This window comes from Gilliamella sp. B2838 (assembly GCF_026536185.1).
GTDB lineage: Bacteria > Pseudomonadota > Gammaproteobacteria > Enterobacterales > Orbaceae > Gilliamella.
Window position 1 is genome coordinate 321262 of sequence record NZ_JAFNOO010000003.1, and the last position, 20215, is coordinate 341476.

Sequence of the window (20215 nt, forward strand, 5' to 3'; positions counted from 1 at the left end):
CTCCTGTTATTCGGCTTTAACTATATACATAAATGCGACGTTTCGCGGGCGAGTTTCATGACCGACTAAACCCACCGGATTTAAATCATCCCAACGTGTAGTTGTTGATTGTATTGTGATTCCGCCATTTGTACCGTCGTTAGTGTAAAAAAGAGGATTGTCTAAATCTGAATTCAATACGCCACCCCATATTCCTTGATCGCCTGTGCTTCCAAATGGGGCCATACGTTCTCGTCTCCATGGTTCGGATCGCGAAAAATTTTCTCCCAATCCACCAACATGTCTATGTGCAGAAACCTGTTGAGCCTGCCAATACAAAATACTTCTACCGGGATCGACTCCTCGTCCGTTATCCCAGCCACGTATAAACTCGCCACGTAAATCAGGTAAATAACCAGAAGGATATGCTTTTGCTAATTTAGGGTATTGATTTTTATCGAATATAGATCCATTACATTCAAACCATCCAGCTGGCGGTTGAACCTGAGGCCAGGGCAGGGGTATGCCCGGTGGTAATGTAAAATTTCTAATATATTGCTCTAGATTCAAAACCCTGTGCGCCGGAACATAGCCCTCGGCAAGCACACCATCTACATTAAACCCCCACGGCAGTGTACCCCTAACAGAGTTGTACATTCCGACAACGCCATCATCACGCACTATCAGATAAAAACGTTTATCATGAGAATACACTCGTGACTCAAATCCGCTAGATTGAAATTTATCAATTAAATTTGATAGCTCTACATTTGCTGTTGTAATTACTTCAACCCACGGTTCCCATGTTTTAGTGCCGCCGCGATAATTTCTAATAAATTGTCGCGCGCTTCTGTATGTTGTGTAGGTTTGACAACAACCTGCACCATCTGCGTCATTTTTCATCACATTTAGAGTGCCGGCCTGGTTAATCGGATAACCCTTCTCGCTAGTAGCTAAAATATTTTTACCTTGAAAATAAATTCCCTCAGTCGAACCATCTAATGTGTTGAGTGATTTATCAGATAAATCACCAAACAAACGCACCGCATCACCATCTTTTAGTACAGGTTTACCATTGATAGTAACGTTATTAATATTTTCAAATCTCCACGCATTTCCATCTTTAGTGTACCTAAGCTTTGTAAACCAATTCTTTTTTTCTGCATCATAAAAAAGAAATGAGAAATTGTCTCCATTTGGGCGAATTACTGTAACATTATCAGGATTTTCATAATTGAATTTGATACCGTACGCTTTGTATTCAAACGTTAATTGGCCATTGATTACATCTCCTGATTTTTTAACTGAGTTTGCTGCCAAGTCATAAGTATTTTTTACTGCTAAAGGCGTTGCGGCTTGGTTTTCAGCTGTACTATTGGTTGCTGAGCTTAATTGTACAAATCCCTTTGATTTAGTTGTAGCAGTAGGATGGTTGGTTGATTTTTCATGTGCTTCCATTTTCGTTGCAATTAAGTTATCAACATATTCACGAGTTGCAAGTACCACAGAAGGATCGATTTTTAGTTCAACTGAGTTGACGTTATCAACTATAATTACCATTCTTATGACTTGGGTTCGACCACTACCTTCAACTAATTTAGGTTTATAAGTTGCAGGGCAGTTACCGACTGCAATTAAATTACCTTCATCATCATATAAACCGATCTCATGAATAAACCAACCACCTTCATTTTCAGGAATGACTTGTTCGGCGATGATTTGGTTAGAATTTTGTTTATCAATAAATAACGTATTAATAGCAGCTCGTCTGACCTCATGAACCAGTTTTGTTTGAGTAGCGAGTGGTTTAGGGATTGATCCATTGCCATCACCAACACCCATTTGCGTTAATTTTAATGGCACCCCTAAAGCTGTTGCATTAGCAAGCAATGCAGCGCCTTGTTTAGTTAATATTGTATAGTAAGTTTGACTCATGGTTTTATGCTCATTGTATCGATTAAGTGAATAATTGCGCCTACTTGGCGTTCGGAGGTTGTAGTTATTGTTTCAGTCACATAAGGGTAAATATAAAGAATATTCCCGTCGTAACAGCTAGCACCAACAGTGATTTCACCTTTGGATACTAATTGAATTGAGAGTGAAGACAATTGACGTGAAACGGGTTTTACATCGTCAATAATTCGATTTAATTCTTTGTAAGAGTCGGCAGTAATTCCCTTATCTAAAACACCTATTTGTAATGAAAAAGTGCCAGGTTTTTGGTTGTTTTGCCACCATTCGGTAATACTAATTAAATAACCAAATGGTTCGACTGCGCGACGAATTGCTTCTTTAGTACCTTTCAATTTATGAATTTCAAAAGCTTCAGCAATTACCTTTCTTTTCGTTTGTTCTGGCCAAGTTTCATCCCAGCGATCAACACTATATTGCCAAGCTAAGTATGGCAAAAGTTTGAAAGGGCAAGTCATTGGATCCCAAAGTGAACGTAAAGGAATGGGTGGATCGCATAACATAGCCTGTGAAAGATTTTTCTCAAATCTTGTAGCAGTCGGCGGAAGTAAAGTTTTATTCGCCATAACTCACTACCCCAATTTGATAATCAGAACAAAAACTGGCTTGTTCGCGATTAACTAATATATCTTGCACAGGTTCATGTAATTCTACTCGTTCAACGCCAACAACATGTAAAGCAGAGATGATTGCACTGCGACTAATGCGTCTACCAATTCGGTGTTTTTCGGTAATATAATTTTGCAAATTGTTGATTGCTGTCTTTTTTATTGGTTCAGATTCAGGTCCTGGGTATAGATAAAGTGAAGCTTTAATATTATAGTGAATCAAATCGACTGATTTGACTGTGACACGATCGGCGATTGGACGACGATTTTCTTCATTTACGGCTTGTTTGACAATTGCTATTAATTCATCCGATGCTTTGCCATTATTTTCTCGCGACAAAATTGCAAGAGTTACACAAGCAGGTGAAGGACTTTCAGCAGCTGCATCCAATACTCGTCCATCAGCACTTCGGGCAAAAAATTCATAGGCAGCTCGAGGACCAGCAACGGATAAACCTTCAAATGCACTCTGAATACGCAGTCTAAAATCGCTGTCCGATTCTTTAATTTGTTTAATTACAGGAACAACCGTATTATCCTCAGGTTGGATCACTAAGCGTTGTACATTAAAATTCGCGCCTAAGTTATCAAGATCACGACCTTTAGCATGTGCAATCATCAAGGCTTGTGATGCTTCATTAATTCGTTGACGTAAAATTAATTCGTAATAGGCACTTTCTTGCAGTAATTTAACAATTGGTTCACTTTCAAATTGTAATGTTTTGGCGACTTCTTGCTGTTGTTCATCACTATAAAGTGCTATAAATTTATCTTTACGTTGTTGAAAGATCTTTTCAAAATCTAACGATTCAATGATGTCAGGTGGGGGTAATAATGAAAGATCTGTTAATGTTGCCATGTTGCTACCTCAATCTCACTGCTGAATGATTCATTTGGTTTATCTGTTCGTGAACCAACGATGTGTACTGTTAATTTTTCTTTGTCATTGAAAATATCAACTGCATCAATTTTTATACGTGGTTCCCATTGGCTTAATGCCATTACTGTTGCGGAAATCACTTTTAATCTTGTTGCTTCGGTATTGGGATGATCCAATAATAAAAAAAGTAATGAGCCATAATTACGACGTTCAATTCGAGAACCGACAGGGGTTGTCAAAATATCTTTAATAGATTGGTTGATATGATCCATATCAGTAATCGTGCGCCCACTTTTACAATTCATGCCAATATAACTCATTTGGGTTTTCCTGTTGTTTCACCACCAGCTCTAACACCTGTATGGATATGTGAATCTAAAACAATACCATTGGACGATAATTGGCCTTGCTGATGAATCACATTGCCAGTTAAATATCCGGTATTACCACTTTGTCCAGCACCTGTTGCATTGAAAGATTTAAATGTGACATGGTCACTACATTCGACAAGTGGTGTATCAAGGTGAATTTTAGTACCAGCTTTAGCGGTAATTTGTTCGCTAGCTTCAATGACTGCTGTTTTTATTCCTTTTATTGTTAAGCAGCTAGTTTTAGGTTCGTATTCGAATGAAGCGCCATCGGAAAAAGTCACACAATATCCATCCTCAGAATTTGAAGGTGCTGGATTATCATTGCAATAAAGGCTTGGTAATACGCACCCTAGCTCCAAATTACCATTGGGACTTAAGATAAACACCTGCTCTCCAACAGATGGGCGCCACCAAGAACGGCTTTTCCCTGCTCGATGAGTAAACCAGGGCAACCAAGCTGTAATAAGATTGCCAGAACGGACTCTAACCCTGTCACCTTTTGTTTCACAAACTATACCGGGACGGATCAGATTTTCTATTTTTCGTAATATGTCGACTAAGTCGGCTGGATGATATGTTTTCATGGCGCTATAATCGTCAATTATGCTTTAAAAATAAAGCGACCTTATTTGTAGAATATTTAGTTACAACATCCATGAACAGCTAATAATTATTAGCGTGATTAAAACAATAGGCGGGGTTGGTTATAAATGTATTTACAACTTATATGGATGTTAGCTTTCATTGAATAAAATGTGTTTTGAAAAGCTGCGTAGCACACAATCCTTATGTTGTTAACATCTGCCGTTTGTTACGGTTTGTTAAAAAATGACAATAAGAATGATAATTTGTTTTTTTGTGGCTAAAGGGGCGGAACAACAACCAATATTGTATTATCAGCGGATTTTAATTCTAAAGATTATAAGGAAGAGTAGGGGAAGTTAGGCGCGTTAACTATAATAAAAGGAGAAATATGCTATTTGCGGTAGGATATATTATTAAATATTACTAACACTCTTAAAATAAACTAATTTAGTGTTTTATTGAATAATAGGAATGATCAATTTATCATCACATTAAAGTCAACCATGCCAGTCCTTTTTATACTCATTCAAATTATAAAAATATTTTACAATACCATGGCTATTTTATTCTTTTCAAATAAAAAATAAGGTAGATACAAGTTCATTGCCCATCACTGTTTTAACAAAATAGATATACTCGCAAAAAATCTGATTATTACTTTATCGTTGCATAAATGCGTCCATTTAACCTAAATAATTAAGTTTTTGGTATTTGTTTAATGCAATTAGTAACTGGATTAACAAATATCGATTTTATTTCTATGTAAATGTGATCACTATAAGTTATTTATATCAAATTAAAAATAAAATAGAACAAGGTGTTTTTTATTACACCTTATATAGAGTAGGCAGATATTTTAACTTATTATAAAAAGGAAAATCTCACTAATTTAATAAATCTTCATCAAGAATTTTGTCTTTAATTATTTGAGATTGTAATGCTTCATTTATATTTTGTGTAAGAATGCGTTCTGACAATTTTAGCTTAATATTTATTTTGCAATGACATTCAGTGATGTCTTGAACATCAAATTTAATTGACGTTTTACGTGATTCTGGATTTAGCATACTATCGCTTTGATTGTTTGTCATCCAACTAACTATTGCCTGCATTAGTCCTTCAAATGGAAATTGGTAATTATCAAAAGTTAAATGCAAAGTATAATGATAAAAAAGCACTAAATTACTCGTGGTAATCACTTCGATATGGCCGTTTGTTACTGCCATTTGTAATTGTGAAGCGGCATGGTTAATTAGTTTTTTTTCAAAAAGAAATTGTTTCAGGTTATCAATTTTTTTCATAGTAATCTCTTTGATTATGTTGAGTTATTACTACTCGTATGTACCCATACCAAACATATCATAAAAATTATTCTTAATTAACCTAGCATTTTGTTATTTTAAATCATGTTTGAATGGTTATTATTCGAGTTTAGTTTTAGTATGATTCGATCTTTACACTTAGTTCAAGACGTTTATTATTATTTAATAAATATGGTTTTGTTGTCCTACTTGAATTTCTTATTGAGACGATTAAGTCATCGATGTGGATTATAAGAATCGAGCCTGTTTTTAGCTGTAAAGTAAACAAAAACTATGGTTTTGAATTAATTAATCCCATAAATTAATCTGATTTTTTTTGGGTTCAGATACAAACTCAGGAACATTGACAGCAGTGCCCATTGGTAACATGGCAGGGAGTTCACAAAGATTAGGGTTATTTTGATAAATAGTTTCTACAATACCAGCCGTGCTACCAAAAACGCGATATGCTAATGCGTCAACTGTTTCATTTTGCATTGAATAAACAAGCATGATTAGATACTCCATTAATTATTAAAAAGTTTAGACTTTTTTAGTTACGAAATATAATTTATTTTATTTACTAAAATTGACCTTTAAAGTATATAAAAAAGCTAATATTTAAACTGTTACACCAAAATAGGGTGATTTTAGTGAAATAGGTTTGCTCTGTATGATCGCTATTTAACGGTTTTTGAACAACCGTTTAAAAATGTATTTTTGTAAGTTACAAATCAATAAATGGGCTAATTGGTTAGTTAAGTCGAAACTTGCTCTTTTGTTGTTAACAACTTACGACTTGGGTTTTTTTTATCAAGTTTCGCTTAATATTTGAATAATCGCTATTCTAAGCTTGGTAAAAAAATGTTGCACTATATAAGCTATCGGTAAACATAGACTACCCAGAATAGCGTTCAATGTGATTAATTATTGTCTATTAGCCAAGCATGTTTATATGTTTTACCGTTAATCGTTATGGTGAAAGGGATTTGCTGGCCTAAATTAACCGATCTATCAGAGCAGACTTCGTCCCAATCTACATATAATAGCGCATTTTGCGTCTGTGTTATTTGCCATCCTTCAGGGAGTATCTCTAATTCAGTTGGAATTGATTTCACCTTTACAAAACTAGGGCAGGTTATCTCATAAATGGCATTAGCTAAGTTAGACGTCAAAAGACTAACTAAAATTTTAATCGTGGTTTTACAATATTACCTTTCATCTAGAGCTAGATAATTGAATTTTCTGAAAAATTAATAATGCCATGATTAAATTAATTATTTTAAAAATAACATATTATTATTAGTAACATATACTTTTCAATAAACGTATATTTTGGCTAATCGAACTTTAGTAGATCGTTATATAACAAAAATTTATTTTCAAATAAATAAAATAAGATCAATAATGAATAGGTAGGAAGACAAAGCAATAAAGTAAGGACATAGAATGATTGATACGAATAATTTTTATCAAAGTGAAAAGCAACTCACTGAAAAAGATTTACAAACATGCGAGCAAACTTTGGGCATTACTTTACCTGACTCATTAAAGGCATTATATTTACGTTGTAATGGTGGTTTGGTATATAAAGATTGTTTTACTTTGCCCAATTTAGTAGATAAGTTAAAAATTGCTCTTTTTATGCCTATTAAATATAACCTAGCCTCTGATCATGATCCTGATTTTTTAATAGAAGGAACTGTGCAACAACTTTGGCAACAGCATAAATTAGAGAAAACATTATTACCATTTGCATTAGATTATAGCGATAGTTTTATCTGTATTAATCTTGATAATGGTGCTATTTATCGATATCGTTTATGGGATTGGGATGATAGTTTAACTCATGAACAAAACTTTACGGAAAATAGCGATTATTTATCAGCATCATTGGATGATTTTTTAAATGCATTAACTGAAGATAAATAGTTAACAAAGTCAAAAATGTTAGTGAGTAATGAAAGCTGTTGATATTTGAACTAAACATTAATATTAAATTTTATATTCAGTAATATACTGTTAGTGAAGTCGCTGTTAGGTTATGCATGACAACTTATGCATAAACATGAAGCGTTGTTGTAGATTTTATTATCAATACTATTGCAAAGTGAATTTATTTATTGAATTATTAAAAATAAGATGTAGTATTTGTTATCATCTTGCTTTCACAGATAAAAGTTGTAACCAACTAAGTTAGTTAAGTTTTATTTTTTTAAAATGAGATTAATTTATTAGGTAGTATTTAATAAAAGCTTAAATTTTTATATTTAGCTGCTCATATTCAATTATAACTGTTATAAAAATAGAACTATAGTTCCATCTATCCCACAAGAGTAGGATATTGTAAACATAGTAAAATATTTAATTAAATTGTACTTAAAAATTTTATTAAAAAACACATATTATTATTCTACATTATCTAAATATTATCACCGAAAATTGCAGTCATAATTATGCATTAGAATGATTGAAAAGATTTATAATGTTAAAAGTTGTATTTACATTTAACTTATTGAATTAGTGTTATAAATTTAGTTCTAGCCGTAAATATTATTTACCATAATAAAACAAAAATTAATCACATTGAAAATAAATCTATCTGCTATTAGTTTGGCTTGAAAAGATAATTTCAAGTAATAAAGCAACTAATTAGCAAAATATAAGATATGTTGATTATTCATAAGGGGATCGTAAATGCTTGTTGATACACTCGAAAGATTTGAATCCTTATATAAAAAATTGTGGATTGAACTAACGGATAAATATGGAAAAAATAATTTTATCGATGAGGTAGAAGTCTCAAAAGCAACGTTTTTGTTAGAAAATCTAATAAAATGTCGTATCTTTCAATTACCAGCATTTGAGTTGTTGTTAAGAATTAACCCCGATCGTGCTTTAGCTTTGCTTGAAGATCGTTATCTATCAATGGATTTATCTGATCATATTAATGATCAAGTTTCAGATCTGGAAATTATGTTAACAAATATCAAAAAGATATTAGGAAAAGAACAGTTGATGAACATTCTAAATAGTGATGCATTTTTAGCTAAAAATAAGAAAAATAGAAGAGTAAAAGAAGCTATTCGCTTCGCTAAAGAGGATGATTAACAGTATAGTTTTTAACAAAACCGTAACCGAATATCATCGAGTCAAAAAACAGACTAACTGTTGCCACATTTTTACACGATTAAGACCCATACTTAAATTCAAAAAACTCATATTGTTAATTGACTGTTTAAATAATTGTGACATTGTAACCTTAAATGAAGTGTCATATAACAAAATGATTATTAAAGGGATTAAATTTATTAGTAGATTGATAAAAAAAACAATATCATATTATTGTTATACTAAAAATGATAAAAAATATATAAATAAAGGATCTTATCTTGCCGAAACCTATGATGTAGATGAAGAGTTATAAATCGAAAGGACGATGTAAATGAAAATTGATTTTTTACAATTATATGCTGAAGTAGAAGTTAACTATGATATTACTAATACGGTTTTAAAGCCATTGAGAATAAATCTCAATAAATTAAACAAAACGCTTCCACATTATGATAAATTATTTAAAACAACAGATTACGAATTAGTTTTTACCATATCTGCTACACAAGAAAACAAAAATTTAGTCTACGGCCCTACAACATCGTCAAAAAACAAAGTAGTTTATTTCACAATTTTTATACCTTATAAAACGTTTAATTCATTTACTCAACAAATATATTACATTCTTGATACCATAGCAGAGGGAATTATTTTTGTATTCAATAAATATAAAACTGATCCTTCAGGGGTAAACGAAGTGTTTGAAACATTAAAAACATTGATTGCAAAAGATCCAGAAAGATATGAAAAATGGCTAAAAGATCTCGAGGACTGATAATTTTAAAAATTTATAACGTTTAAGGCGCGATTGCCTTTGTTTGAATAGATATATAGCTATCAGGTGTGGGGCAGACCGATAGAGGAAATCGAACACAGCCAGATACAACAGAATCTAAGGTTCAGGCACAGTATTTAGAAAGAGAAATCGACTTACATTATAATACTTTTAGGTAGTATGCCCCTGAAATATGTAGATTCACACAATCGGATGAGATAAGGCTAATGAATGAGTATATTTTGTATCAGTATGCCCAAATGGATTGACTTGGATCGATCCCGATCCATAGGGGGAGTTCAGAACTGCCAAATGAAGCTATTGTTTACCGAGTAAATACATGCCTTGCAGATATGCTAAAAATGGGAGCGATGTTTTAATCGATGATAATGACAAATTAACTGGAGTTTCGATAAATAGCTCAAAGAATAAGTCATTAACACAATTAACAGAAGGAATTTCACATAATAAAGTCGGTGTTGCAACAGTTGGATCTAACTGAACGGTGAGTGCTGATGTTATTGCATCGTCAACTAAAAACAATCCTAATCATGCAACTTCATCAGGGATATCGGTAGAGCAAGCAGAAGTTTTGATGACACCTACTCAAAAAAAACATCAGCTAAATAAATACTCAAATCTAAAGGAAATTGTTAATGCACAAAAAAACTGAAATATCAGATTATGAATTGAATCAAATAAAACAACGTTGTGATAAAGCAACAAGTGGACCTTGGGTATCATATATTGAAGGTAGGGATCACACTAGTGGTTCAAATTTTATTATGACAGGGGATGAAAATAACCGTGGAAAAGATATTGAAATTATTGGTGGAACAATATATGACCAGGACTTTATTGCGCATGCTCGACAAGATATTCCTAACTTAATCAATGAAATCAAAAGATTGAAAAAATCAATTAAAAATGAATAAGTGTAATTTAATTTATTTTGTAATATGATGAAATAATTGATATATATTAATATATTTTCTAGTTTAAAGTTGAATGAAATATCTTTTCCGACGATTTTTTCAGAAACTAAAGAAAAAATAATGTAATTTATTTCAAATAATAAATTTTCTCTTGAGTGATTAGCACGAATTTTGACATTGTTGCAACACCACGGATAAATTTGTTAGCGGTACCCAGTGTTACCACTACGATGCCTAACACCGTCTAATTGAAGTTCGTATCGAAAAATTAAACCGTACTGAACGTTACGGCTATGTTTATGATGCCTTAGGCCGACGTATCGAAAAACATCAGATAGACCGAGCGGGCAAAGCCTGCAACCGTACCCACTTCCTGTGGGACGGACTAAGAATGATTCAGGAAACTCGTACCGACAGAAGCAAAAGCGTCTATATCTACACTGATGAAAGCAGCTATGAACCCTTAGCCAGAGTAGAGATCACCACCAGCATACAACAAAAAGTGCTGTACTAGTACACCGATGTCAACAGTGCCCCAGAAGAACTCACTGATGAAGACGGTCACATTGTATGGGCATGCAGTTAATAGCTGTAGGGCAGACCGATACAGGAAATCAAACACAGCCAGATACAACAGAATCTAAGGTATCAGCGACAGTATTTAGACAAAGAAACGGGCTTACATTACACTACTTTTAGGTACTATGACCCAGATATAGGCAGACTCACGCAGCCAAACCCGATTGGGCTGTTGGGTGGGTTTAACTTGTATCAGTATGCGCCCAATGGGTTGAACTGAGGGGGCTGGGTTCAAAAACATCATTGGGTGCAGATGCTTCTGGTAGTCCTTTATTTAGCTCTAAATATAGTGTATGGTATCAAACAGACATACCTATGCATATAGAAATCAGCACAATAGAAAAAGATTTAGTTGATGTTACCTAAAGGTATTGTGGCACCTGTTCAATTAGGTCCTATTGGCGGGGGTAAATCGACAAGCCCACCAAAATATTCATGGCATCATAATGCATATAAACCGACAACGATTGAACGCATACCAAGAGCAGAGCACAAAGCGTATGGGCTTGTACAAAATAGTTTACATCCAAATCAGAAAGGCGGCTTAAAAAAGCTTGGTGGTTAATGTAAATTGTAATTTGAGTGAGACAATATGAAACTAATGACGATTCGAGAAATTCTTTCTAATCCAGATAAAATTCCTCAAACTTGGTTTTATCTTCCCCCAGATAAAACGACTTGGAATCTTGATACACAAGGTATATTTTCTTTGGATAGTGGGGATTTTCCTCTTGATTCAGATGAATATCTTCCCAAACAAGTTGAAAATGACGGCTGGATAGAGACCTTAGACGGATCGAGTATTGAAGATGTAGTTAGTTATGCTCAAGGGCAATCAGACAATGTTACATTAGATGATTTATTCAGATCTTTCATCTTTTATTATGAAAATGATGCATTTCTAGACTTTGATTAAAAATTGGAAACTTTTAATCATACTAAAATTTCATTTCAATAACGTGTAAGTCATCATTCTGATTGTAATTGTGTATTTAATTGAAGATATTAGAAATATATTATATGAATAAAACATAATTTAATTGACTATCGTTCAATAAGACTAGAACGAGCCTAAACAAAAACTGACTTAAGAACGACTAAATAGTGTCATTGCGTTTATTTTACCATTTCACCACTTCACACGCTAAGCCATCGGCTGACGTATCGAAACACCGACAGGGCAAAGCTAGCAACCATCTTTTTATACTGTTCTTGATGCCGCTAGGAAACTGATGCAAAATATTTAATAAATATTGACTGCTGCTTGGGAAAATATAAACAATTATAGATATAAGGTATACCGAAATGAAGCGTGAACCACTTTATCACCTGTATTATTCAGGAATGGGCACTGTCGATCTCGATCCTGAATGGGAGCATAAAACCAGAGAGCAATTTTGTCATTATTGCCATAGACTCAAATTACCTCACAGTGGTATGGATGTGATTACGGATGGGAAAATAAGGAAAAACCTAGATATGGCCATGGTAGGTGATCTGCTGATACCTAGTAGTATGTCGCAGCGCTTATTTGGTTTGCTGGGTGAGGAGGCTGAAAAACATTTAAATATAGGTTCTATTTATAATAAAATGGAAAGTGAGAAGCATAAACAGCCATTTATGACTTTTATTAGTAAATATGATTACATTGTACTTAGAGGTGAAACGCCAAATATTTTTGATGGACAGCCTGTTCCTGAGAATGTTCGTCTAGTTGTCTGTCCTGAATGTCATTTCCACTCAAGAAGAGAAAGAGCGCCAAGGTTTTTACTTGAAAGCGAATATCCACCATACCCAATATGCTGTACGGAATTTGGTTTACTTTTATATGAAAGTATTTATGAAAGGCTGAAAAATATTAAATTAGTTGGGGTACTTGTAGAGAAAGTTAAAGTTAAATAGCAAAATACTGATTCTATTGAAAACGCTTTCCAATAACAAAACCAGTAGAGATACTGAAATTGATGAGCATTATACAAAAACAGGAAAGATTCCAGTTGGCAATCAAAAGAGTTATAAACCGAAAGGACTATGTAAAGAAAGGTTTTTCAATTAGTCAGGACTATATGAATCAGAAGGCATGGCGAAATTAGGATATGACTAATTAACAACGCAATGCTTATGATCAAGTGGCTAAGAGTGGTTGCTCGAATACCTTGGATGAACACCAAAAAATAGCAGTAGATGCTCTTAAAGCCGGTGGTACCACCACTAAAGAGGCGAGAGATCTTGTCGCTCAATCTTTATGGAATTTAAGATCACAGGGTGTAACTTCATCATCAAATATACCGTGGAATTAGATAGGAGTAATTAATATGTCAGATAAGAAATTACTTGATTCCTTTGGTCAAGAGTTTATCTCTAGTATCAGAGATCAATCTATTTTTGAGTTTGAAGCCATATTAAATGGTAGAATGAAATCTAAAAGCTCTATTGAGCTGAGTAATGAAATAAAAGCCTTTGATGAAAATCAAATTAATGTTTTGAAAAAAGTGGTTTTTAATTCTATTGACAGTGTTATTTATAATGTTCTTAATATGCTTGAGCAAAATGAAGAAAACATGAAGTTGTTGATATCTCAAGATGGGAATGATGAAAAAAATATTCTTGAGCTCAGTGATGGATTATCTGGTGAACTTTTTACAGAAAATGGCTGGATAGAGAAATTTAGTAAATATGAATAGATGTTATATGTAGGGCCGGGAAAATTTATCTCTCCCAGCTATTTTTTTAAATAATTAAATTCTACCTAACCCAACTGAGCATATTTTTAACTTGTGCCAGTTGCTCCCTCAGTTCCCCTTCCTGCGGACTGTCCGGTATTAAATCAATACAGTCTTCGCAATCTTTACTGTCACGCTGGTGCCGGTATTAAATCCTACCTCTCTCAGCCATTTACCGCTTAACTTCATTAACGGTGTATCGCTGTAAATAACTTACGGTATAGTGCCGTGTGCTGAAGAACTCACCGATGAAGACGGTAACATTATCTAGGAGTGCAGCTATAAGCTGTGAGGTAAACCGATACAAGAAATAAAACATTCCAAATACAATAGAACCTAAGCTCTCAAGGACAATATTTAGACAAATAAATTTGCCTACATTACAATATTTTAAGGTACAGCGACCTGATATAGGTAGATTCACGCAGCCGGACCCGATAGTCAATTGTTAGTGGGGTAAAATAATGAATGAAATTGATTATACTTTACGTAATTTACCAATGTTGCTTACAAGAAATAAAAAAAATGTTGGCAAGATGCTCTTATACAAACCAAAACAGCTTTACTTGTTTTTTTTAAAAAACATGAATTATTAATCGGTGTTAAGCCGTTTGATGAAGAGGGTAATTTAAAAACTGATACGGTTCTTATAAAATCTAATCTTATGCCAGAAGGTCAGGAATTATACAAAACTGCTGTTCGAGGATGGTATGATTACTTAGATAGAAGCACAAATCCTCATAAATATCAGAATCTTAGTCAGCTAGAAAAAGCTTTAGCTAAAATTCGAGAAAGTAAAAATAATTAAGAAAGATAAACATCTCACAATAGATAATAATTAAAATATGAGGTATTTATGGTTTGGGATTTTATAGCATCAAGTAATGTAGCCAACCATTTGATAAAAGTTCTTATCGAAAAACACAAAACTAATACACTAAATAATACGAATATTGAAGGTGCTATTTTGGAAAATAAAGAAAATAATAGATATAAGGTATATAAATGAAGCGTGAACCACTTTATCACCTGTATTATTCAGGAATGGGCACTGTCGATCTCGATCCTGAATGGAAGCATAAAACCAGAGAGCAATTTTGTCATTATTGCCATTTACTAAAATTACCTCACAGTGGTATGGATGTGATTACGGATGGGAAAATAAGGAAAAACCTAGATATGGCCATGGTAGGTGATTTGCTAATACCTAGTAGTATGTCGCTGCGCTTATTTAGTTTGCTGGGTGAGGAGGCTGAAAAACATTTAAATATAGGTTCTATTTATAATAAAGTGGAAAGTGAAAAGCATAAACAGCCATTTATAACTTTTATTAGTAAATATGATTACGTTGTACTTAGAGGTGAAAAACCATATATTTTTGATGGACAACCTATTCCTGAGAATGAGCATCTTTTTGTCTGCCCTGAATGTCATTTTCACTCAAGAAGAGAAAGAGCGCCAAGGTTTTTACTTGAAAGCGAATATCCACCATACCCAATATGCTGTACGGAATTTGGTTTACTTTTATATGAAAGTATTTATGAAAGGCTGAAAAATATTAAATTAGTTGGGGTACTTGTAGAGAAAGTCAAAGTTAAATAGCAAAATACTGATTCTATTGAAAACGCTTTCCAACAACAAAACCAGTAGAGGCAGTGAAACAGGAAAAATTCCAGTTGGCAATCAAAATAGTTATAAACCGAAAGGACGATATAAATGAAAATTGATTTTTTACAATTATACGCTGAAGTTGGCGTTTGCTATGAAATTACTGATGCAGTTTTAAATCCGTTGATAGAAAATCTTAATGAATTAAACAAAACTCTACCACATTATGATAAATTATTTAAAACAACAGATTACGAATTAGTATTTACCATATCTGCTACACAAGAACACAAAAATTTAGTCTACGGTCCTACAACATCGTCAAAAAACAAAGTGGTTTATTTCACAATTTTTATACCTTATAAAACGTTTAGTTGTTATAAGCAACAAATGTTCTATGTTCTTGATACCCTCGCAGAGGGAATTATTTTTGTATTCAATAAATATAAAACTGATCCTTTAGGGATAAAAGAAGTGTTTGAAACATTAAAAACATTGATTGCAAAGGATCCAGAAAGATATCAAAAATGGCTAAAAGATCTCGAGGACTGAAAATTTTAAAAATTTACAGCGCTTTACTACTTCTCTATATCTTGAGCAGCTTTTGCTATCAATCATCGACATAACCAGTTTAAAATAATAGTTTATCAACTTAAATATTTATTTAAATTAATGAGTTGCATCGTAATGGTGTTTAATAATTAAGTATGATATTTTATCAATACAAAATAAAAAAACTTTTATTATAAAAATAATGCATCAATTTGATTATGTAAGGAATAACCATGTTTAAATCAAAATATCGTATACCCAAAGATATTGATAAACGTATTACAAAGTTAAATTTAAATACAAAAATAAATCATGCCTATATCGAATTTCTAAAACAATATAATGTGATTATTTTAGATGATGAAGCTGAAATAGACTATTGTATTAATTGCGATGGCGAAGCGTTACCCTTAGAGGTTATTTTGGGTTTTTCAAAAGAAGATAGAGAAGATTTACTGGCAATCAATGATAGATATTTAGATCGCATTCCAGAAAATTATTTAGCGATAGCTAGCCTTAATTATGGTGACCTACTTTGTTTAAGCCCGAAGGGTAAAATTTATCACTGGGATCACGAAGTTAATGATCTATATTTTGATATGAAAGGGGGCTATTTAGAACAAAATACAAACTTAAAATTGGTCGCCAACGACATTGATGCCTTATTAGCGATGATAACAAGAACAGAAGTTGAAGATGACTATGATCCAGATGAAGATGATTACAATAACCCTAACATTCCTTTTCCAGATGATAGCTTAGATTCTTTCGTAAAATATCCTAAACGAATTTCAATAATTCCTGAAAATAGGCTGGCTATTTATTTAAAAAAAATGGAACTTTCTGAAAAAGGGCGTGAAGTCCTTGCTAAATTACGTGAACAAGGTTTAATAAACTAAAAGATAAATTAAATCAAACAGAAGTAACTATTATGTCATCTAAAGGTAAAAAAGGAATTATCGAAATTGCTACGCACAGTGGTAAAGGCGTTAGGTTTGGAGGCTATATACGATGTCTAAAGAATTAAGAACCCAATTTGAAAAAGAATTACAAATTTTTTTAAAAGATAAGTTAAAATCTTATCCTTATATAAAAGTAAATAGGAATAAAATTATTTTAGACAATAAAAAGGGGGCTAAAGCAAATATATTTATTGTACCTTCTAGATATTATCAATATGTATTCCATATGTATGTATATTCATCTGAAATCAAAGATTTTATTGATAGTATTCAACCTCCTTACTCTTCAAATTTCGATAATAAGGATATGGTCTATAGTTCACATTATTTTGGGGAAAAAAAATCTGATACAATCTTATTACCCAAAACAGAAAGTGGGAAAAAAAATATTTTTGATGCAATACTTAAAATATTGAATACCATCTATCTTGAAAGAGCCTATAATCTTATCGAAGTAAATAAAAAATTGATTGATGATATTATTTATTATCCTAAGGCATACGCTTATCCATTTTTAATCAGTCTATATGCTATACAAAAGAATAAAATCTCGTACCAAGATATTGATTTAGAATATTTATTGAGTGAGGAAATGCTAGGATATATCAATGATAAGGATTTGAAAATTGCATTTAATAAAGAAATAATTGATTATCCTTTATATAATATTCCTATGTTGCTTAATAAAAATAAAAGCAAAAAACTTCAAGATGCTGTCATTGAAACTGCCACAGCTTTATTCGGTTTTTTAAAAAAACATAAATTATTGATCGATATTGAGCCCTTTGATGAGCAAGGAAAATTAAAAACCGACACAGTTATTAAAAGGGAAAATGTAATACCAGAAGGTCTAGCATTATTTAATACAGCTGTAGAGGGATGGCTTAAATATTTAAATAGAAGTCAAGCTGCTAACAAATATGAAAATCTTAGTCGTCTTGAAAATGGCTTAGCTCAAATCAGAGAAGGTAAAAAATAATTAATTTTAAATATTTTACTTTTATAGTTTGTACTGGATTCAACTTTGTTATAGCCGGCTATAATTGTCATACCTTGATACTGACAGAACCCCATTGTCTTGAATAGGCATCACCACCGGTACAGAACATAAGTGCTGTACTACCACACCGATGTCAACGGTGCCCCAGAAGAACTCACCGATGAAGACGGTCACATTGTATGGGCATGCAGCTATCAGCTGCGGGGCAACACCATACAAGAAATCGAACACAGCCAGATACAACATCACCTAAGGTATTGGGACAGTATTTAGACAAATAAATCGGCTTACATTACAATATTTTAAGGTACTATGACCCAGATATAGGTAGATTTACGCAGTCGGATACGATAGGGCTCTTGGGTGGGTTTAATTTGTATCAGTATGCTCTAGTGGATTGATATGGATTGATCCGTGGGGCTGGGTTTGTGAGATAAAAGTTAGGCGAGGAACTCATGGTCAGCCTCTTTCAGCAAAAGCAACAGTTTCTAAAGCTGATATAGATACAGGGATAGCAACAAATCCTCTTCAAAAGCTTGGGCTACAAGATTAGGTAATGCAAATGATGACGCTTACATATCTTAGCTAAAATATTAGAAGGTTCAGGTGGCACAGATAATGTTTTCCCTCAATTAAAAGGTTTGAATCGGGGACAATACCGAACTTTTGAGAAGCGAGTAAGAAGATATATTGAAAAAAATGGAACGGTAGATATAGAATGGAATTTTATTTAGGACAAAGGTAGTACTAGTCCAAAAATACAATATTCTGTTTCTCAAAATAGGAAAAATGTGTTAAGCGAACTATTTGATAATTAGGTAAATAAAATGAGTTTAGAAAATGCAGAAAATATTTTAAAAAATTTTATTATTGCAATGAATAATTGGGAGAAACATTATTATCCACTTGTAAAAAATGGTTCATCCGAAGAAGTTCGCTTAAATATGATTGATGATTTGAATTGTATATTTAATAAATATTGTACAAAGAAAGAGCGAAAATATGGGCGGCAAGTTTCATTGGGCTGTGGTAATCCGCCTGAATATTCGCCAGATGAAAAATTTTTAAAAACCGAAGAATTGAAAAATAATAAAATAGTAATATATACTCAAGAACAAAATGGCGTAAAAGATCAATTTCGATATACTTTGCATTTTAAAAATCATGAATGGCGGATTGATAAAAAAGAAGTTTACGATGACATAGATAATAAATGGGAAAAATATACTCTTTAATCTTTCTTAATTATTATCAATTCAACCAAGTATTTTTGTTAAACTAAAGAATTCAAGTGAAAAAATTAACGTTTAATTTCCTTGATAATGTTAACATTGTCGACTTTACCGCAGGCAACATAGCCGAAATTACTTACCATTTCTGACGTTATGCTATCAGTACAGCAACTCGGGTAATCGAATCGCCACCCTCTGCCGGACGGGCGAACCCTCAACAGCCTATATTACGGGTTCGGCCACCTGTACCGCGAAGTCCTACGCAGTCAGGGGCAACTGAACACCGAATTCAAATACGGCCGCAACAGCCGCCTACAACGTAAACAAACTCGGCGTGGCCACAACACCATCCTGTCCGACATCCTTACCGACCGCCGCTACCAGTACGACAACCTCGACCGGCTGGTGAGTAAAAAACATACCCGGCAAGGACAGACCGATTACCACTATGACCGCACCGGCCGCATCGAAAGCTGCCGCAACCAGGCCTACTGGGAAACCCTGCAATACGATGCCGCCGCCAACCTGCTGGATAAAAGACGCAACGAAGACAGCAGTACCGACAACCAAAACCTGGTCCGCTTTAACCAGTTACTCCACTTTCGTGGCCTGCAATACACCTACGACGCACACGGCCGTACCCACAGCAAACAGACCGCCAGCGGTACCCAGTATTACCACTACGATGCCGAACACCGCCTAACCGAAGTGCGTATCGAAAAACACCAGATAGACCGAGCGGGCAAAGCCTGCAACCGTACCCACTTTCTGTGGGACGGACTAAGAATGATTCAGGAAACCCGTACCGATAGAAGTAAAAGCGTCTACGAACCCTTAGCCAGAGTAGAGACCATCAACGGTACGGAACAGAAAGTGCTGTACTACCACACCGATGTCAACGGTGCACCGGAAGAACTTACTGATGAAGACGGTCATATTGTATGGGCATGCAGCTATCAGCTGTGGGACAGACCGATGCAAGAAATCGAACACAGCCAGATACAACATCACCTAAGGTATTGGGACAGTATTTAGACAAA

At 33.7% G+C, this 20215-nt stretch carries 27 protein-coding genes and 1 pseudogene; 18 read left to right on the top strand and 10 right to left on the bottom strand.

Going from position 1 to position 20215, the window contains the following annotated elements:
• Positions 1–6: 6 nt before the first annotated feature.
• From J3U63_RS05290 to J3U63_RS05325, 8 genes are all read right to left on the bottom strand, one after another.
• Complete coding sequence (locus tag J3U63_RS05290) at positions 7–1914, bottom strand: phage tail protein (protein WP_267370764.1); 1908 nt, start codon at positions 1912–1914, stop codon at positions 7–9.
• The gene (locus J3U63_RS05295; RefSeq protein ID WP_267344208.1) at positions 1911–2516 is read right to left on the bottom strand and encodes a phage tail protein I; all 606 of its coding nucleotides are present in this window, start codon (positions 2514–2516) and stop codon (positions 1911–1913) included. The genes J3U63_RS05290 and J3U63_RS05295 overlap by 4 nt, the downstream gene beginning before the upstream one ends.
• A complete protein-coding gene (locus tag J3U63_RS05300) occupies positions 2506–3417 on the bottom strand; it encodes a baseplate J/gp47 family protein (protein WP_267367023.1) in 912 nt (303 codons plus the stop codon). The genes J3U63_RS05295 and J3U63_RS05300 overlap by 11 nt, the downstream gene beginning before the upstream one ends.
• Positions 3405–3758, bottom strand: a complete 354-nt coding sequence (locus tag J3U63_RS05305) for a GPW/gp25 family protein (RefSeq protein ID WP_267344206.1) — start codon at positions 3756–3758, stop codon at positions 3405–3407. Before J3U63_RS05305 ends, J3U63_RS05300 begins: the two co-directional genes overlap by 13 nt.
• Positions 3755–4393 carry a phage baseplate assembly protein V gene (locus tag J3U63_RS05310; RefSeq protein WP_267347815.1) on the bottom strand — a complete coding sequence of 213 codons (639 nt, stop codon included), beginning with the start codon at positions 4391–4393 and terminating at the stop codon, positions 3755–3757. Before J3U63_RS05310 ends, J3U63_RS05305 begins: the two co-directional genes overlap by 4 nt.
• An 885-nt stretch (positions 4394–5278) precedes the next feature.
• Positions 5279–5695 carry a phage tail protein gene (locus J3U63_RS05315; protein ID WP_267370766.1) on the bottom strand — a complete coding sequence of 139 codons (417 nt, stop codon included), beginning with the start codon at positions 5693–5695 and terminating at the stop codon, positions 5279–5281.
• A gap of 309 nt (positions 5696–6004) precedes the next feature.
• On the bottom strand, positions 6005–6208 hold the full coding sequence (locus tag J3U63_RS05320; protein ID WP_267332720.1) for a tail protein X: 204 nt from the start codon (positions 6206–6208) through the stop codon (positions 6005–6007).
• Positions 6209–6618: 410 nt separating this feature from the next.
• A complete protein-coding gene (locus J3U63_RS05325) occupies positions 6619–6813 on the bottom strand; it encodes a hypothetical protein (protein ID WP_267370769.1) in 195 nt (64 codons plus the stop codon).
• 331 nt (positions 6814–7144) lie between these two features.
• Here J3U63_RS05325 and J3U63_RS05330 point away from each other — a divergent pair, with 331 nt between their 5' ends.
• From J3U63_RS05330 to J3U63_RS05340, 3 genes are all read left to right on the top strand, one after another.
• Positions 7145–7627 carry an SMI1/KNR4 family protein gene (locus J3U63_RS05330; protein WP_267332722.1) on the top strand — a complete coding sequence of 161 codons (483 nt, stop codon included), beginning with the start codon at positions 7145–7147 and terminating at the stop codon, positions 7625–7627.
• 765 nt (positions 7628–8392) lie between these two features.
• Positions 8393–8806, top strand: a complete 414-nt coding sequence (locus J3U63_RS05335) for a hypothetical protein (protein WP_267370771.1) — start codon at positions 8393–8395, stop codon at positions 8804–8806.
• 334 nt (positions 8807–9140) lie between these two features.
• Positions 9141–9584 carry a hypothetical protein gene (locus J3U63_RS05340; protein WP_267370774.1) on the top strand — a complete coding sequence of 148 codons (444 nt, stop codon included), beginning with the start codon at positions 9141–9143 and terminating at the stop codon, positions 9582–9584.
• Between the two features lie 318 nt (positions 9585–9902).
• Here the strand turns inward: J3U63_RS05340 and J3U63_RS05345 are convergent, their stop codons facing one another.
• Positions 9903–10127: a hypothetical protein gene (locus tag J3U63_RS05345; protein ID WP_267344200.1), complete on the bottom strand. Its 225-nt coding sequence runs from the start codon at positions 10125–10127 to the stop codon at positions 9903–9905.
• 113 nt (positions 10128–10240) lie between these two features.
• On the opposite strand from J3U63_RS05345, the gene J3U63_RS05350 reads away from it, so the two are divergent.
• From J3U63_RS05350 to J3U63_RS05375, 7 genes are all read left to right on the top strand, one after another.
• Positions 10241–10519 (top strand): hypothetical protein, encoded by a 279-nt coding sequence (locus J3U63_RS05350; RefSeq protein ID WP_267332726.1) that lies wholly within the window; start codon positions 10241–10243, stop codon positions 10517–10519.
• A 628-nt stretch (positions 10520–11147) separates the two neighbouring features.
• The gene (locus J3U63_RS13360; protein WP_416379543.1) at positions 11148–11318 is read left to right on the top strand and encodes an RHS repeat-associated core domain-containing protein; all 171 of its coding nucleotides are present in this window, start codon (positions 11148–11150) and stop codon (positions 11316–11318) included.
• A 135-nt stretch (positions 11319–11453) separates the two neighbouring features.
• The gene (locus J3U63_RS05355) at positions 11454–11663 is read left to right on the top strand and encodes a hypothetical protein (RefSeq protein WP_267370776.1); all 210 of its coding nucleotides are present in this window, start codon (positions 11454–11456) and stop codon (positions 11661–11663) included.
• 27 nt (positions 11664–11690) lie between these two features.
• The gene (locus tag J3U63_RS05360; RefSeq protein ID WP_267344197.1) at positions 11691–12014 is read left to right on the top strand and encodes a DUF7716 domain-containing protein; all 324 of its coding nucleotides are present in this window, start codon (positions 11691–11693) and stop codon (positions 12012–12014) included.
• A gap of 389 nt (positions 12015–12403) precedes the next feature.
• Complete coding sequence (locus J3U63_RS05365; RefSeq protein WP_267367034.1) at positions 12404–13000, top strand: hypothetical protein; 597 nt, start codon at positions 12404–12406, stop codon at positions 12998–13000.
• A gap of 227 nt (positions 13001–13227) precedes the next feature.
• The gene (locus J3U63_RS05370) at positions 13228–13398 is read left to right on the top strand and encodes a hypothetical protein (RefSeq protein ID WP_267332731.1); all 171 of its coding nucleotides are present in this window, start codon (positions 13228–13230) and stop codon (positions 13396–13398) included.
• Between the two features lie 15 nt (positions 13399–13413).
• Positions 13414–13782 carry a hypothetical protein gene (locus tag J3U63_RS05375; RefSeq protein WP_267332732.1) on the top strand — a complete coding sequence of 123 codons (369 nt, stop codon included), beginning with the start codon at positions 13414–13416 and terminating at the stop codon, positions 13780–13782.
• Between the two features lie 138 nt (positions 13783–13920).
• Here J3U63_RS05375 and J3U63_RS13365 read toward each other — a convergent pair whose 3' ends face one another.
• Positions 13921–14031, bottom strand: a complete 111-nt coding sequence (locus J3U63_RS13365; protein ID WP_416381296.1) for a SymE family type I addiction module toxin — start codon at positions 14029–14031, stop codon at positions 13921–13923.
• Positions 14032–14826: 795 nt separating this feature from the next.
• Here J3U63_RS13365 and J3U63_RS05380 point away from each other — a divergent pair.
• From J3U63_RS05380 to J3U63_RS05405, 8 genes and pseudogenes are all read left to right on the top strand, one after another.
• Positions 14827–15423: a hypothetical protein gene (locus tag J3U63_RS05380; RefSeq protein WP_267370779.1), complete on the top strand. Its 597-nt coding sequence runs from the start codon at positions 14827–14829 to the stop codon at positions 15421–15423.
• A 114-nt stretch (positions 15424–15537) separates the two neighbouring features.
• Positions 15538–15981: a hypothetical protein gene (locus J3U63_RS05385; protein WP_267344194.1), complete on the top strand. Its 444-nt coding sequence runs from the start codon at positions 15538–15540 to the stop codon at positions 15979–15981.
• Positions 15982–16214: 233 nt separating this feature from the next.
• Complete coding sequence (locus J3U63_RS05390; protein WP_267332737.1) at positions 16215–16880, top strand: SMI1/KNR4 family protein; 666 nt, start codon at positions 16215–16217, stop codon at positions 16878–16880.
• Between the two features lie 112 nt (positions 16881–16992).
• The gene (locus J3U63_RS05395; RefSeq protein WP_267370781.1) at positions 16993–17922 is read left to right on the top strand and encodes a hypothetical protein; all 930 of its coding nucleotides are present in this window, start codon (positions 16993–16995) and stop codon (positions 17920–17922) included.
• Positions 17923–18054: 132 nt separating this feature from the next.
• Positions 18055–18364, top strand: a pseudogene (locus J3U63_RS13370) (RHS repeat-associated core domain-containing protein); the annotation flags it as partial.
• 157 nt (positions 18365–18521) lie between these two features.
• The gene (locus J3U63_RS13375) at positions 18522–18677 is read left to right on the top strand and encodes a DNA/RNA non-specific endonuclease (RefSeq protein WP_416381297.1); all 156 of its coding nucleotides are present in this window, start codon (positions 18522–18524) and stop codon (positions 18675–18677) included.
• Between the two features lie 93 nt (positions 18678–18770).
• The gene (locus tag J3U63_RS05400; protein WP_100151982.1) at positions 18771–19178 is read left to right on the top strand and encodes an NTF2 fold immunity protein; all 408 of its coding nucleotides are present in this window, start codon (positions 18771–18773) and stop codon (positions 19176–19178) included.
• 402 nt (positions 19179–19580) lie between these two features.
• Entirely contained in the window at positions 19581–20210 is a 630-nt protein-coding gene (locus J3U63_RS05405; RefSeq protein ID WP_267370782.1) for an RHS repeat protein, read from the top strand.
• Positions 20211–20215: the final 5 nt, after the last annotated feature.

Coding starts and splice junctions, on each gene's coding strand:
- J3U63_RS05290 (WP_267370764.1), bottom strand. CDS start 1,914: ATGAGTCAAACTTACTATACAATATTAACTAAACAAGGCGCTGCATTG.
- J3U63_RS05295 (WP_267344208.1), bottom strand. CDS start 2,516: ATGGCGAATAAAACTTTACTTCCGCCGACTGCTACAAGATTTGAGAAA.
- J3U63_RS05300 (WP_267367023.1), bottom strand. CDS start 3,417: ATGGCAACATTAACAGATCTTTCATTATTACCCCCACCTGACATCATT.
- J3U63_RS05305 (WP_267344206.1), bottom strand. CDS start 3,758: ATGAGTTATATTGGCATGAATTGTAAAAGTGGGCGCACGATTACTGAT.
- J3U63_RS05310 (WP_267347815.1), bottom strand. CDS start 4,393: ATGAAAACATATCATCCAGCCGACTTAGTCGACATATTACGAAAAATA.
- J3U63_RS05315 (WP_267370766.1), bottom strand. CDS start 5,695: ATGAAAAAAATTGATAACCTGAAACAATTTCTTTTTGAAAAAAAACTA.
- J3U63_RS05320 (WP_267332720.1), bottom strand. CDS start 6,208: ATGCTTGTTTATTCAATGCAAAATGAAACAGTTGACGCATTAGCATAT.
- J3U63_RS05330 (WP_267332722.1), top strand. CDS start 7,145: ATGATTGATACGAATAATTTTTATCAAAGTGAAAAGCAACTCACTGAA.
- J3U63_RS05335 (WP_267370771.1), top strand. CDS start 8,393: ATGCTTGTTGATACACTCGAAAGATTTGAATCCTTATATAAAAAATTG.
- J3U63_RS05340 (WP_267370774.1), top strand. CDS start 9,141: ATGAAAATTGATTTTTTACAATTATATGCTGAAGTAGAAGTTAACTAT.
- J3U63_RS05350 (WP_267332726.1), top strand. CDS start 10,241: ATGCACAAAAAAACTGAAATATCAGATTATGAATTGAATCAAATAAAA.
- J3U63_RS05355 (WP_267370776.1), top strand. CDS start 11,454: ATGTTACCTAAAGGTATTGTGGCACCTGTTCAATTAGGTCCTATTGGC.
- J3U63_RS05360 (WP_267344197.1), top strand. CDS start 11,691: ATGAAACTAATGACGATTCGAGAAATTCTTTCTAATCCAGATAAAATT.
- J3U63_RS05365 (WP_267367034.1), top strand. CDS start 12,404: ATGAAGCGTGAACCACTTTATCACCTGTATTATTCAGGAATGGGCACT.
- J3U63_RS05375 (WP_267332732.1), top strand. CDS start 13,414: ATGTCAGATAAGAAATTACTTGATTCCTTTGGTCAAGAGTTTATCTCT.
- J3U63_RS05380 (WP_267370779.1), top strand. CDS start 14,827: ATGAAGCGTGAACCACTTTATCACCTGTATTATTCAGGAATGGGCACT.
- J3U63_RS05385 (WP_267344194.1), top strand. CDS start 15,538: ATGAAAATTGATTTTTTACAATTATACGCTGAAGTTGGCGTTTGCTAT.
- J3U63_RS05390 (WP_267332737.1), top strand. CDS start 16,215: ATGTTTAAATCAAAATATCGTATACCCAAAGATATTGATAAACGTATT.
- J3U63_RS05395 (WP_267370781.1), top strand. CDS start 16,993: ATGTCTAAAGAATTAAGAACCCAATTTGAAAAAGAATTACAAATTTTT.
- J3U63_RS05400 (WP_100151982.1), top strand. CDS start 18,771: ATGAGTTTAGAAAATGCAGAAAATATTTTAAAAAATTTTATTATTGCA.